We start from the raw sequence: 13,184 nt of genomic DNA, 5'->3' as shown, positions 1-13,184 counted from the left end.
TCGAACGCGCCATCGCTGCGCTCGGCACTGAACATTCACGAGCCTTCGCTTCGCTCGGCTCGAGTTCCTCCCTCTCCCCTTGGGGAGAGGGAGCAAGTCCGGTCGCCAAACGAAACAGCGGCCCGACCGAAACAAGGCCGAGCGAAGCGAAGGCCCGATTGCAAGCCGAGCAAAGCAATGGCCCGTTCGGCTCTCCCTCCCCTCTGGCTGCGCCGAGGAGCGCAGCGTTTCGCGGATCAGGGCTCGCCGCTGTCTGAGCGAAGCGAGTTCGGCGAGACCCCGCGAAACGCGAGCACCGCAGGTTGCCCCGTAGCGAAGCGCAGGGGTCGCAGACAGCGGGGTCGCCTTTTCTTTGGCTACTTTCTTTTGGCGAAGCAAAAGAAAGTAGCTCGCCCGCCGGGGCGAGACCCGGCCTCGGAAAATAAAACCTACTCCGCCGTCTTCAAGACAGAACGCTCAACAAGCCCCCGCCGCGCATACCTCTGAGCCAACACAGCACAAACCATCAACTGCATCTGATGAAACAACATCAAAGGCAGCACGATCGCCCCCACAGCATGCGAAGGAAACAGCACCTTCGCCATAGGAATCCCACTCGCCAGGCTCTTCTTGGACCCACAAAAGACGATGGTGATCTCGTCCTCCAGATCAAACCCCAGCTTCCGCGCCATCAGCGTCGTCAAGCCCAATGCAAGCCCGAGCACCACCGCACAGGCCACGAGCAACCCGACGAGCGCATGCGCAGGCACCTGCCGCCAAAGCCCCTCGATCACCGCCGCACTGAAGGCGGTATAGACGACAAGGAGGATCGACCCCTGGTCCACGAACTTCAGCACCGAAGCCCGACGCTGAATCCATTTGCCGATCCAGGGGCGCAAGAGATGCCCGACGAGAAAAGGCACCATCAACTGCAGCAGGATGCGCCCGATCGACCCCAGCGAAGAACTCGCATGTCCCCCATTCGGCAGCACCACGAGATTGACCAGCAAAGGCGTGATGAACACCCCCAGCAAGGTGGACGCCGACGCACTGCAGATCGCGGCAGGCAGGTTCCCCCGCGCCATCGCCGTGAACGCAATCGCCGACTGCACCGTCGCGGGCAACACGCAGAGATACAGCACCCCGGTGTAGAGCTCCGGCGTCATCAGCGGCAGGAGCAGCGGCTTGAGCGCCAGCCCCAGCAGCGGAAACAGCACGAAGGTGCTGCAGAACACCAGCAGGTGCAGCCGCCAGTGCGTGATGCCGTTCATGATCGCCTCGCGCGAGAGCTTGGCGCCGTGCAGGAAGAACAGGAGGCCGATGGCGACGGTCGTCAGCCGCTCGAACAGATGCGCCACATCGCCGCTCGCGGGCAGCAGGCTGGCCAAGGTGACGACCGAGAGAAGCGCAAAGGTGAAGTTGTCGGGAAGAAAACGGGAGCGGGACATGACGGGAAGGAACGCCCCACGGACGCGACCCGTGCGGCTGATTCAGCAGCAGAAAAATGAGTGATTTCCGCGCATGAATCTCGTCGCCAATTTGCGGAGCCCGGCGCGTGCTCCTCGCGCCTGAAGGGGTGATTTTCGCGAAGACCCGCATCGCTTGCAGGCCACCCGCCGAATGCCCGACCTCAGTGTGCTGCCTGAGAGCTGAACCGCTCCTGACGGCGGCGCTGGCAGTAGTCGATCAGGTCGTCGATTTCGGTGGCCTTGTCGAACACGGCGTCGGCGCCCAGGTGCGCGCACTTGCGCCGGATCTCGGGCGTGGCGTAGTTGCTGAGCACCACGATCTTTTGCGCCGGGTGGCGCTGGCGGCAGGCTTCGAGCACCCGGAAACCGGTGCCGTCCTTCAGGAACAGGTCGACGATGGCCAGGTCCCACAGCGCCAGGTTGCGCGTGAGCCAGCGCGAACCCTCGGCCTCCGTCTCGGCCTCGCCGACCGGATCGACGCGCGCCACCTCGCGCAGCGTGCCCACGAGGCTCTCGCGGATGGTGGGGTTGTCTTCGACGATGAAGGTGCGAATGTTCATGACCGGCTTGTCTCCTTGCTTGGGACACAGCCTACAAATTGCGCCCGCCACAAGTCGAAGGCATGACACCCCACCGCGGGTAGGACAGGACTGGCTGAGCCTGTCCTGCCCCTGCTCCGCCCCGCTTCGCCTCAGAGCGTGAGGATCGTGCAGCCCGTGGTCTTGCGCGCTTCCAAGTCGCGGTGCGCCTGCTGCACGTCGGCCAGGGCATAGCGCTGGTCGATCGGGATCTTCACCGCGCCGCTCGCCACCACCGCAAACAGGTCGTCGGCCATCGCCTGCGTGGCCTCGCGCGTGGCGATGTGGGTGAACAGCGTGGGCCGCGTCACGTAGAGCGAGCCCTTGGAGGCCAGCGTGCCCAGGCTGATCGGCGGCACCGGGCCGGAGCCGTTGCCGAAGATCGCGAGCAGGCCGAAGGGGCGCAGGCAGTCGATGGAACCCTCGTAGGTGTCCTTGCCCACCGAGTCGTACACCACCTTCACACCCTTGCCGCCGGTGATCTCCTTCACGCGCGCCGCGAAGTTCTCGGTGCTGTAGTTGATGGCGTGCGCCGCGCCGTGGTCGAGCGCCAGCTTGCACTTGGCGTCGCTGCCGGCGGTGCCGATCAATTGCAGACCCAGCGCCTTGGCCCACTGGCAGGCGATGAGGCCGACACCGCCGGCCGCCGCGTGGAACAGGATGAAGTCGCCGGCCTGCAGGCCTTCGGCGGGCAGCGTCTTCTTGAGCAGGTACTGCGTGGTCAGGCCCTTGAGCATCATGGCCGCGCCGGTCTCGAAGGAGATGGCATCGGGCAGCTTGCAGACGTTCTTGGCCGGCATCACGCGCGCCTCGCAGTAAGCGCCGGGCGGCTGGCTCGCATAGGCGGCGCGGTCGCCTGCCTTCAGGTGCACGACGCCCTCGCCCACCGCCTCGACCACGCCCGAGGCTTCCATGCCCAGCTGCAGCGGCATCTGGAACGGATAGAGACCGCTGCGCTGGTAGGTGTCGATGAAATTCAGGCCCACGGCCTTGTGGCGGATGCGGATCTCGCCGGGGCCGGGGTCGCCGACTTCCACGTCGACGATCTTCAGTTCTTCGGGGCCGCCATGGCGGTCGATACGGACAGCTTTGCTCAACATCGTTGCAGTCTCCACGCGCAGAAAAAGAAGACGCGCATCGTGCCACGTTTGGGCCTTTGGCGAAGCCGCGGGGCGATGCCCGAGCAGAGCCGGTAGAGTCGGCGGCCATGTCGACATCGCAGCCGCGCCTCACTTCCCTTACCGTTCTTCTTCTCACCGTGCCGCCGCTGCTGTGGGCCGGCAATGCCGTCGTCGGCCGGCTGGTGCGCGAGCTGGTGTCGCCGCTCACGCTGAACTTCGTGCGCTGGGTGATCGCATTCGTTCTGCTGCTGCCGCTCGCGGCCTCGGTGCTGCGCAGCGGCAGCCCGCTCTGGGCGCACTGGAAGCGCTACGCGGTGCTCGGGCTGCTGGGCATCGGCCTGTACAACGCGTTCCAGTACCTCGCGCTGCAGACGTCCACGCCGATCAACGTCACGCTGGTGGGCTCGAGCCTGCCGCTCTGGATGCTCGCTGTCGGCATGCTGTTCTTCGGCGCCCGCATCAGCACGCGCGAGATCGCCGGCGCGCTGCTCTCGATGCTCGGCGTGCTGCTGGTGCTGAGCCGCGGCGAATGGCGCCAGCTGATTGCGCTGCGGCTGGTGCCGGGCGACCTCTACATGATCCTGGGCACCATCGCCTGGGCTTTCTACAGCTGGCTGCTGGCGCGCACGCACGAGCCGAAGCAGGTGCGGCAGGACTGGGCGGCCTTCCTGATGGCGCAACTGGTGTTCGGCCTCGCCTGGTCGGGCGCGCTGGCCGCCGGCGAATGGACGCTGACCGACGCCCACATCGACCTGGGCTGGCCACTGGTCGCCGCGATGGCGTTCATCGGCATCGGCCCCGCGGTGGTCGCCTATCGCTGCTGGGGCACCGGCGTGCAGCGCGCGGGGCCACAGGCGGCGAGCATCTTCATGAACCTCACGCCGCTATTTGCGGCGGTGCTGTCGGCGGCGTTTCTCCGCGAGGCGCCGCACTGGTACCACGGGGTGGCGTTCGTGTTGATCGTGAGTGGGATCGTGGTGGCGTCGCGGCGCTGAGTCGCTAAAGTCTGTGCATGCCCATTCCCGCCGAATCGACCCCGATCACCGAAGCCTTTCAATTCACCAACGACTGGTTCGGCGTGGTCAAAGGTGTCTGGGAAGAGCTGGTACCGCAGATCCAACCGCAGAGAATGCTCGAGATCGGCTCCTATGAAGGAGCCAGCGCCTGCTACCTCATCGACAAGCTGGCGCACCAGTTTCCGATCGAGCTGCACTGCCTCGACACCTGGGAGGGCGGCCTGGAGCATCAACAGGACGGTGGCATCTCGATGACGCAAGTCGAGATGCGCTTTCATCACAACACCGCCCTGTCGATCCGTCGTGCAGCGCATCCGGTGAATCTGGTCGTGCACAAGGGGCCTTCGGATCTCGGCCTGGCCCGATTGCTTGCACAAGGTGCATCCGGCCATTTCGATTTCATCTACATCGACGGCTCGCACCAGGCGCCGGATGTATTGGCTGACGCCGTTCTGGCCTTCCGGCTGCTGCGCAATGGCGGAGTGATCGTGTTCGACGACTACCTCTGGGCCGAAGAACTCGCGGGCGGAAAAGATCCGCTGCGCTGCCCGAAGCCGGCGATCGACGCTTTCGTCAATTGCTATTTCCGCAAGCTCCAGATCCTGCGAGCGCCCCTGTACCAGCTGTACGTACAAAAAACTTCGGATTGACCGGCGCACCATCCGATGCGCGGGTGCCCGGCCGATGGCTGGCTCCAACCAATTACCATCCCCGGCAGACCTTCAACTACCGGATGCATTCCGGCGAATGGAATTCCGATGCTCACGCCAGGTGCCCCTTCTCTTCCCGATGCCAGGCGCCTGCTGTTGATCGGAGGTTGCGGCTACATCGGAAGTTTTCTTCATTCGCGTCTGCTGTCGGGCGGCTTCGAAGTCACGGTGTGCGACCTTCTTGCGCGTGGCAATCCGCTGGGCATCGAGGTCATCCGCAGCGACTATGCCGTCCTGCCGGCCGACTTCCTGCAGCAATTCTGCGCCGTGCTCTGGTTCGGTGGTCACTCCAGCGTCAAGCAAGCCATCGAAGACCCTGACGGGGCCGTGTCGAACAACTGCCTGAATCTCTTTGTCTTTGCGAAGAAGCTCCATCCGTCGACCAAACTGATCTACGCCTCCACCGGTAGCCTCTACTCGACCAAGGAGCGCGATTTCGCCCCGGCATCAGAGAGTTCGACCGCCCACATTCCGACGCAGAACGCCTACGACATGTCGAAGTTCGCATTCGACTATCTGGCGCAGAACTTTCTCGAGAATTTCCATGCCTTGCGGATGGGAACGCTCGCGGGCTACAGCCCTAACTTGCGCGAGGAACTCGTCTTCAATGCCATGAATCTCTCGGCCATGCGCACCGGACGCGTGCACCTGAAGAACAGCGGCGCGCGCCGCACCATTCTTTTTCTCTCGGACCTCTGGGTGCTGATCGAGAAACTGCTCACGACCGAATGCAAGCCGGGCATTTGCAACGCAGGCAGCCTGTCTTTCACATTGGGAGAACTGGCGCACGCAGTCGCCGCAACATGGCAAGCCGAGGTAAGCGACGAAGGCGAATCGGAGACCTACTCCTTCCTGCTCGACACCACCCAGATGAAGACGCTGTGCGGGCATCCTCTCGCAACCATCGGCATCGGCGAGCACTGCCGGCAATTCATCGATGAATATCGAACAGCCAGGGGCATCTCATGACCGACCACGCCATGGCCCGGTGCCTCTGCTGCGATGCCGCTCGGCTGCGGCCGGTTCTCGACCTGGGCAATCAGCCGCCAGCCAACAGCTATACGCGCACCGCCGCAGAACAGGTGCCTCCGTTCCCGCTGGGCTTGAACCTGTGCACCCAGTGCTGGCATGCACAACTGACCTATTGCGTAGACCGCCGGAACATCTTCGATCGCTACGCCTACGTCAGTGGAACGTCTGCCACGTTGAACCGCTTCTTTGCCTGGTTCGCGCAGTCGCTGGCGGGCGTCGTTCCGGCCGGAGGCCGCGTGCTCGAGATCGCGGCCAACGACGGCAGCCTTATCCGCGAAATGCAAGCTGCGGGGCTTGACTGCATCGGCGTCGATCCCGCGGCCAACATCGTCGACGCGGCGCAGAAGGCGGGCCTTCCGATCACTTGCGCCTACTGGCCCGAGGCGAGCGCGCAGTTGACTGGAACCTTCGACGCGATCGTGTGCATGAACGTCGTCGCGCATGTGGATGCGCCCTTCGAGTTCTTGCAGGAGTGCGCGCTCAAGCTCAGTCCCGGCGGGGTGGTGCTGGTACAGCCTTCGCAGGCGCGCATGTTCGAGAACGGCGAGTTCGACACCATCTATCACGAGCATCTTTCGTTCTTCAACACCCGCTCGATGAGCCGGCTGGCAGCGCGCGCAGGCCTGAAGCTGGTGGACGCATTCATGGTGAAGATCCATGGCGACAGCCCGGTCTATGTCCTGCAGCATGCGAACGAGGCATCCGCACCGCCGTCGGTGCGTGCGGCTTTCTCGACGGGGGATTTCGCGATCGACGAAGGCTTGGCTGCGTATGAGGAGCGGGTGAACCTCTACCAATGGGACATCTACGAAAGGTTTGCCGCCCGCGCGACACAAACGCTGAAAGACGTGGCCGAAGCAGTCCGGCAACACGAGGTCCGCGGATTCGAGATTGTCTTCGTCGGCGCCGCCGCCAAGGCCATGACGCTGATCAATGCAGCCGGCATCCGGCCCACACGATTCCTCGATGAGAATCCGCTGAAGATCGGCCTGCACGCACCGGGCTGCGGCACGCTCATCGAACCGCTGGAGACCTGCCGGCGCTTGGACAAGCCGGCGCTGTTCGTTCTATCGGCCTGGAATTTCCGTCACGAACTCGCGCAGAAGCTCGAAGCATTGGGCGTCCCCGAGGGATCGAGCTTCTACGCCTATTTCCCCAAAGCTGGCATTCTTTGAGACCAGTCTGCAGGAAGAAAACCCCGCCATGCGCACCGTCATCTGCCACTTCTTCAATGAGGAATACATGCTGCCCTGGTGGCTCAGGCATCACCTCTCGCTGTTCGATCATGGTGTGCTGATAGACCACGGATCAACGGACAACTCGGTCGAGATCTGCCGCACCCTGGCTCCCGAGTGGCGCGTGGTCCGCAGCCGGCTGACCCACTTCGATGCCTTCCTGACCGACCTCGAGGTCATGAACTATGAAAACGAATTGCCCGGCTGGAAGATCGCCCTCAACGTGACCGAGTTCCTGATGAGTTCCTCGCCGCTGGCGGAGGTCGAGCGATTTCTGCTCGACTCCGGCAAGAAGGGATGCGGGGCGTCGGGCATGCTGATGGTCGATCCGAACCAGGGGTCGCAGCCAGATCCCGACAAACCCCTTCCGCTGCAACAGCACTTCGGCATCGACGACAACGCGATCGTCGATCCCGCGGAGCGCGCGGCGCTGGCGATGAGCCATGCACCGCAGCGCAACCGCTTCTATCACCGGCTGCAAGTGGGCATGTACCAGCCGGGACGGCATCACTCCTACCACCCGGACGCCGCCACCCGGCTCTTCGACCTGATGGTCTTCCACTATGGCTACGCCCCCTGGAACGACCAGATGAGGCAGCGCAAGATGCAGATCGCCGGAAAAATCCTGCCGGAATACCTCATCAACCAATGGGGCGGCCAGCATTTCAGAAAGAGCGCAGAGCTCGATCAGGACCACGCCAGGATCAGCGCCGGCGCCGTCGATCTCCGGGGGCATTCATATGCCGGGCCCGCCCTCGACCTTTGCTGCCGCTACTGAGTAGGCCCCGGAAACCAGCCGCTGACCTGCTCAGGAGACCGGCCGTGCAGCGAAGAGGTGCCGTAGCTCTTCCTGTGCTGCCAGCCATGCAGGTGCCTCGTCACGCCCGACCAGTCGCCACGCGTAGCCCGGACGGTCATACAAGTCCTTGCCCGAAGCCAGAAGCGCCGGAATATCGATGGCCGCAAGGAACCCCGGCGCGTTGTATTCCTGGTGCGCAAAGCCACGTATCTTCGCCCGCACCGCAGCCTCATCCATTGCGAGGTACGAGAGATGCCAACCGGCCTCCTCGAGGATCAGCGCGGGCTGGGCCCCAGTGCGCACCCGCATGCGCAACTGATCGGGCGTGAGCACATCCAGTTGCGCGCGCGTCGCCGCGACAGTCCAGACCGACGATGCCTCCGGCCCTTCGACATTGCGGTAATTGGCATAGAAGTAATAGAACGCCAGGCACAACCCGAAGATCGCGTGCCGCCGTTCGTCGCGCATCGCCTGCACCACCGACGCGCGCGGAATCTCGTCTGCATCGGAAATCAGGATCAGGTCGTCGGGCGCCGCGTCGTGCAGCCCTCGCACGATCTGGTTGCGCTGGAATTTCTCGCGAATCCAGAAGCCGGAGGTCGGCGTGTCGGAGAGCCAGTCGCCGACCACGGGCACGGCGTCCGCGGCTTCGTCGACGACCGGCATGTCGTGCACCGCGATGTAGCGGATACGCGGCAGGAACGATGCGATGCGTGGGTCGGCGGCATCGAAGCGCAAGGCCTTCGGCTCGCCGCTGAAGGTGCGGTCGGCTTCGACGATGACGAAGCAGTCGACCACCTCCGACAGCTCATGCAGCCGAGCCGCGAGGATGTCGGCCTCGCCGTTGTAGGTGATGCAGTCATACACCCTGCGCGGCGCGGCATTCGGCGCCACCGGTTCAGGCGCGAATTCGATGCGGTAACCATTGCGCTCGAACATCTGCAGGATGTCGCGCTCGCCATACCAGGCATCGAGCTGCGACAGCGGAATCAGCGAACGCAGCGTGAGCGGCGACAAGCTCGCCAGTTGCCGCACCTTCGCGTGGTGCCCGAACAGCAGCATCGCGTTGTAGCCGTGGTGCAGCTGCGGCCCCGCATGCTCGATGGAAAAACTGCGCGCCAGCTCCAGTGGGGCGAAGCGCATGCCAACGGCTTCGAGCGCGGGGCGCAGCACGCCGCTCAGTTGCACGTCTTCGAGCAGCGCGTTGTGCTGCCAGTGCATCTTCAGCGGATCGCCTTGCACCGCATCGGGCGGCGGAATCTCGACGCGGATGTGCGGGTGGTCGACCAGCGCGCGCATGAAGCGCCGGCTGCGCAGGCTGAAGCCGCCGTTCTGGATCGGCGTGACGACGTGGCCGGGCTTCTGCAGTTCATCGGCCCACTCGAAGCGGTTGCGCCAGTACGTGCCTTCGGGCGTATCGATCTTCGCAAGATGGATCGGTGCGCCGATGTAGTCGAAGTCCAGGAACTCGTCACGCCAGTTGTTTGCGTTGACGACCCAGCCGTCTTCCTGCACCACCAACGCGAATTCGGTCTGCACCACGCGCCAGAGCGCGAACATCATGAACCAGCCGTACTCGTGGTAGTTCAGCGGTGCGATCGGCACATGCGCGATGCCCGCTGGCAGATCATTGGGCGCCTGCGGGCTGCACAGCAGGGCGCGGGCGCCGGGCATCTGTGCCTGGCTGTGCTTCAGCGCCATCGCCGCGCCGCGCGCGTCGGGCAGGCCGGTGACCGACACCAGCGTGATCTTTTCGAAAGACCTATTGCTGCTGTTGCTGCTGTTGTTGTTGTTGTTGCTCACGATGCGCCTCCCCTCGCTCGTGAGCTTGCTCAGTAGGTGCCGGGGTAGGCGCCGCCGTCCGCCAGCACGTTCTGGCCCGTCATGTAACCGGCCTGCTGGCTGCAGAGAAACGCGCAGATGGCGCCGAACTCCGCTGGCGTGCCGAAGCGCTTCGCGGGGATGTTCTTCTTGCGGGCTTCCCACACGGTGTCGAAGTCCTGGCCGGTCTTCTGCGCCGTGCCGGCCATCGTGCCCTTGAGGCGGTCGGTCTCGAAGGAGCCGGGCAAGAGGTTGTTGATGGTCACGCCCTGCGCCGCGACGGCCGTGCGCGCCACGCCGGCCACGAAGCCGGTGAGGCCGCTGCGCGCGCCGTTCGAGAGGCCGAGGATGTCGATAGGCGACTTCACCGAGCTCGACGTGATGTTCACGATCCGGCCGAACCCGCGCTTGGCCATGCCGTCCACCGTGGCCTTGATGAGCTCGATGGGCGTGAGCATGTTCGCGTCGACCGCCTTGATCCACGCCTCGCGGTCCCAATTGCGGAAGTCGCCGGGCGGCGGGCCGCCGGCGTTGGTGACGACGATGTCGAAGTCATGGCCCAGCGCGAACACGGCGGCGCGGCCGGCTTCGGTGGTGATGTCGGCCGCCACATGCTTGACGAAGGGGCTGCCCGATGCGCCCGCCGCCTCTGTGAGCTTCTTCGCAGCCGCTTCCAGCGCCTCGGCGCCGCGCGCCACGATCACCACGTTGACGCCTTCGCGCACCAGCGCCTCGGCGCAGCCGAAGCCCAGTCCCTTGCTCGCGCCGCACACCAGCGCGGTCTTGCCTGCAATGCCCAGATCCATGTTTGTTGCTCCTAACGTGCAGGGGCTTCGCGCCCCTTGCGTGTGAAAACGAAGATGCCCGCAATGACGAGCACCGTGCCGGCCGCGATCCACGCGGTGAACGGCTCATCGAGTATGACCACCCCCATGAGGATGGTCGACAGGGGCCCGATCATGCCGGTTTGCGCTGCCACCGCGGGGCCGATGCGCTCGATGGCCATCATGACCATCAGGACAGGCACCGCCGTGCACACCGTGGCATTGAGCACCGAGAGCCAGATGACTTCGGGCGCCAGCTGCATTGCCACGCTGATCGGCCGCGTCAGCACGAACTGCAGGATGCACAGCAGGCAGGCCACCGTGGTGGCCAGGCCCACGAGCCTGAGCGAGCCGAGCCGCTTGACGAATTCGCCGCTGTAGACGAGGTAGCCCGCATAGCTCACCGCGCTCAGGAACACGAGGAATGCGCCCCAGGCCGCGGCGCCTCCGCCCTTGCCGCCGCCACCGGTCCAGAGCTCGTGCCCGAACACCAGCAGCACACCCGCATAGCTCACGACCATGCCCAGCACCTGCGGACGCGTGGCGCGGCGCCGATACAGGATCCAGCCGAACAGCAGCACCAGCGTGGGGTTGAGATACAGGATCAGCCGCTCGAAGCTGGCCGAGATGTAGGCGAGTCCGGCAAAGTCGAGAAAGCTTGCGAGGTAGTAGCCCGAGAAGCCCAGGCCGACGACGCCCAGCCAATCGCGAAAGGTGAGCGCCGGCTTGCCGCGCCCCGCCCACCAAGCCATCACCGCGAACAGCGGCAGCGCGAAGAGCATGCGCAGCATGATGAGCGTGATCGCGTCGACGCCGTAGCGGTAGGCCAGCTTGACGATGATCGCTTTGCCGCTGAACGCGATCGCGCCCAGCGAGGCGAGGATGAGGCCGGGCGCAATGCTCTTGGCGCCGGCATGAGAAGAAGGGGGGATGCCGGTCTGCGCGGCGGTCTTGGTCATCCCCCGATCATCGCGCGCTCGTTAAAACCCTGCCGCCACGCCGTCGCGGCGCGGGTCGCTCGCGGCCACGTAGCCTTCGACCGACGGCTCGCCCGCGCGCCAGATGAACTGGCCGGCACCGAAGTCCTGGTACGAGTCGTTGATCACGTCCAGGTGATGCCCGAGGTCGCGCAGGCCTTGCACGGTGTTCGGGTTCATCGCGGCCTCGACGTTGATCTCCAGGCCCGCGTTGAAGCGCCAGCGCGGCGCATCGCAGGCCGCCTGCGGGTTCTGCCCGTAGTCGAGCATGCGCACCAGCGTCTGCATGTGGCCCTGCGGCTGCATGTTGCCGCCCATCACGCCGAAGCTCATGACCGGCTGGCCGTCCTTGGTGAGGAAGGCCGGAATGATCGTGTGGAACGGCCGCTTGCCCGGTGCCACCACGTTCGGGCTCTCGGCCTTCAGGCTGAAACCGTGGCCGCGGTTCTGCAGGCTGATGCCGAACTCGGGCTCCACGCAGCCCGAGCCGAAGCCCATGTAGTTGCTCTGGATGAAGCTCACCATCATGCCGCTCTCGTCCGCCGCGGTGAGGTAGATGGTGCCGCCCTTGACCGGGTTGCCGGCCTTGAAGTCCTGTGCCTTCTTTCGGTCGATGAGGCGCGCCTGCGAGGCCAGGTAGGCGTCGTCGAGCAGTTGCTCGGTCGTCACCGTCATCGTCTTGCGCTCCGACACGTAGTGGTACACGTCTGCAAAGGCGAGCTTCATCGCCTCGATCTGCAGGTGCTGCGATTCGACCGAATCGACCGGCAGCGAAGCGATGTCGAATTTCTCGAGGATGCCGAGCGCGATCAGCGCCGCGATGCCCTGGCCGTTCGGCGGAATCTCGTGCAGCGTGTGGCCGCGGTACTCGCGCGAGATCGGTTCGACCCACTCGGGCTGGTAGGCCGCGAGGTCGGCCACGGTGAGCGAGCCGCCCTGCTCCTTCGCAAACTTCGCGAGCGCTTCGGCGATCTCGCCGTTGTAGTAGGCCTCGCCCTTGGTGCGGGCGATGGCCTTGAGCGCACGCGCCGCTGCGACGAAGCGGAACAGTTCGCCGATTTCGGGCGCGCGGCCCCAGGGCAGGAAGGTCTGCGCAAAGCCGGGTTGCGAGCCCAGAAGCGGCGCGGCCGCGGCCCACTTGCCCTGCACCACCGGCGGCACGAGATAGCCGCGCTCCGCGATGTCGATGGCCGGTGCCAGCAGGTCGGCGAACGGCAGCTTGCCGAAGCGATCGCTCATCGCGACCCAGCCGCGCACCGCGCCCGGCACGGTGACCGAGTCGATGCCGCGCATCGGCGGCGTGGCGGCGTCGGCGCCGTACTTCGCCTTGAAGTACTCGGGCGTCCAGGCCTTGGGCGCGGGGCCGGAGGCGTTCAGGCCATGCAGCTCCTTGCCGTCCCACAGGATGCAGAAAGCATCGCTGCCGAGGCCGTTGCTCACCGGCTCGACCAGCGTCATCACGGCCGCCGTGGCGATGGCCGCATCGACGGCATTGCCACCCTGTTGAAGGATGCGCAGGCCCGCTTGCGAGGCGAGCGGGTGCGAGGTCGACACCACGTTGCGCGCGAAGATCGGGATGCGGGTGGAGAGGTAAGGATTGTTGAAATCGAAGTTCATTTCGGC

The 13,184-nt window shown here is 65.0% G+C and carries 12 protein-coding genes; 5 read left to right on the top strand and 7 right to left on the bottom strand.

All coding sequences use genetic code 11. The features are described from left to right. Window positions 1-428 precede the first annotated feature (428 nt). From VARPA_RS06795 to VARPA_RS06785, 3 genes are all read right to left on the bottom strand, one after another. A complete protein-coding gene (locus VARPA_RS06795; RefSeq protein ID WP_013539821.1) occupies window positions 429-1,427 on the bottom strand; it encodes a bile acid:sodium symporter family protein in 999 nt (332 codons plus the stop codon). Between the two features lie 182 nt (window positions 1,428-1,609). Then, window positions 1,610-2,008 (bottom strand): response regulator, encoded by a 399-nt coding sequence (locus tag VARPA_RS06790; protein ID WP_013539820.1) that lies wholly within the window; start codon window positions 2,006-2,008, stop codon window positions 1,610-1,612. 131 nt (window positions 2,009-2,139) lie between these two features. Then, window positions 2,140-3,126 carry a quinone oxidoreductase family protein gene (locus tag VARPA_RS06785; protein WP_013539819.1) on the bottom strand — a complete coding sequence of 329 codons (987 nt, stop codon included), beginning with the start codon at window positions 3,124-3,126 and terminating at the stop codon, window positions 2,140-2,142. A 107-nt stretch (window positions 3,127-3,233) separates the two neighbouring features. Here VARPA_RS06785 and VARPA_RS06780 point away from each other — a divergent pair, with 107 nt between their 5' ends. Genes VARPA_RS06780 through VARPA_RS06760 form a run of 5 tightly spaced genes read left to right on the top strand, consistent with a single transcriptional unit; the run spans window position 3,234 to window position 7,918 of the window. Next, entirely contained in the window at window positions 3,234-4,142 is a 909-nt protein-coding gene (locus tag VARPA_RS06780) for a DMT family transporter (protein ID WP_013539818.1), read from the top strand. 17 nt (window positions 4,143-4,159) lie between these two features. Continuing rightward, the gene (locus tag VARPA_RS06775; protein WP_013539817.1) at window positions 4,160-4,813 is read left to right on the top strand and encodes a class I SAM-dependent methyltransferase; all 654 of its coding nucleotides are present in this window, start codon (window positions 4,160-4,162) and stop codon (window positions 4,811-4,813) included. Between the two features lie 15 nt (window positions 4,814-4,828). After that, window positions 4,829-5,842, top strand: coding sequence for an NAD-dependent epimerase/dehydratase family protein (locus tag VARPA_RS06770; protein ID WP_080559359.1), 1,014 nt, complete (start codon window positions 4,829-4,831; stop codon window positions 5,840-5,842). After that, window positions 5,839-7,080 carry a class I SAM-dependent methyltransferase gene (locus VARPA_RS06765; protein WP_013539815.1) on the top strand — a complete coding sequence of 414 codons (1,242 nt, stop codon included), beginning with the start codon at window positions 5,839-5,841 and terminating at the stop codon, window positions 7,078-7,080. The genes VARPA_RS06770 and VARPA_RS06765 overlap by 4 nt, the downstream gene beginning before the upstream one ends. A gap of 28 nt (window positions 7,081-7,108) precedes the next feature. Further along, complete coding sequence (locus tag VARPA_RS06760) at window positions 7,109-7,918, top strand: glycosyltransferase family 2 protein (RefSeq protein ID WP_013539814.1); 810 nt, start codon at window positions 7,109-7,111, stop codon at window positions 7,916-7,918. Between the two features lie 30 nt (window positions 7,919-7,948). On the opposite strand, the gene VARPA_RS31320 is transcribed toward VARPA_RS06760, so the two are convergent. Genes VARPA_RS31320 through VARPA_RS06740 form a run of 4 tightly spaced genes read right to left on the bottom strand, consistent with a single transcriptional unit; the run spans window position 7,949 to window position 13,178 of the window. Continuing rightward, a complete protein-coding gene (locus VARPA_RS31320; RefSeq protein WP_013539813.1) occupies window positions 7,949-9,742 on the bottom strand; it encodes a DUF5672 family protein in 1,794 nt (597 codons plus the stop codon). Window positions 9,743-9,771: 29 nt separating this feature from the next. Then, window positions 9,772-10,566 carry an SDR family oxidoreductase gene (locus tag VARPA_RS06750; protein WP_013539812.1) on the bottom strand — a complete coding sequence of 265 codons (795 nt, stop codon included), beginning with the start codon at window positions 10,564-10,566 and terminating at the stop codon, window positions 9,772-9,774. 11 nt (window positions 10,567-10,577) lie between these two features. After that, window positions 10,578-11,543 carry a DMT family transporter gene (locus tag VARPA_RS06745; protein ID WP_013539811.1) on the bottom strand — a complete coding sequence of 322 codons (966 nt, stop codon included), beginning with the start codon at window positions 11,541-11,543 and terminating at the stop codon, window positions 10,578-10,580. 21 nt (window positions 11,544-11,564) lie between these two features. Further along, the gene (locus VARPA_RS06740; protein WP_013539810.1) at window positions 11,565-13,178 is read right to left on the bottom strand and encodes a gamma-glutamyltransferase family protein; all 1,614 of its coding nucleotides are present in this window, start codon (window positions 13,176-13,178) and stop codon (window positions 11,565-11,567) included. Between the last annotated feature and the right edge of the window lie 6 nt (window positions 13,179-13,184).

This window comes from Variovorax paradoxus EPS (assembly GCF_000184745.1).
Taxonomy (GTDB): domain Bacteria; phylum Pseudomonadota; class Gammaproteobacteria; order Burkholderiales; family Burkholderiaceae_C; genus Variovorax; species Variovorax paradoxus_C.
This window is presented reverse-complemented; position numbering and strand designations above follow the sequence as displayed.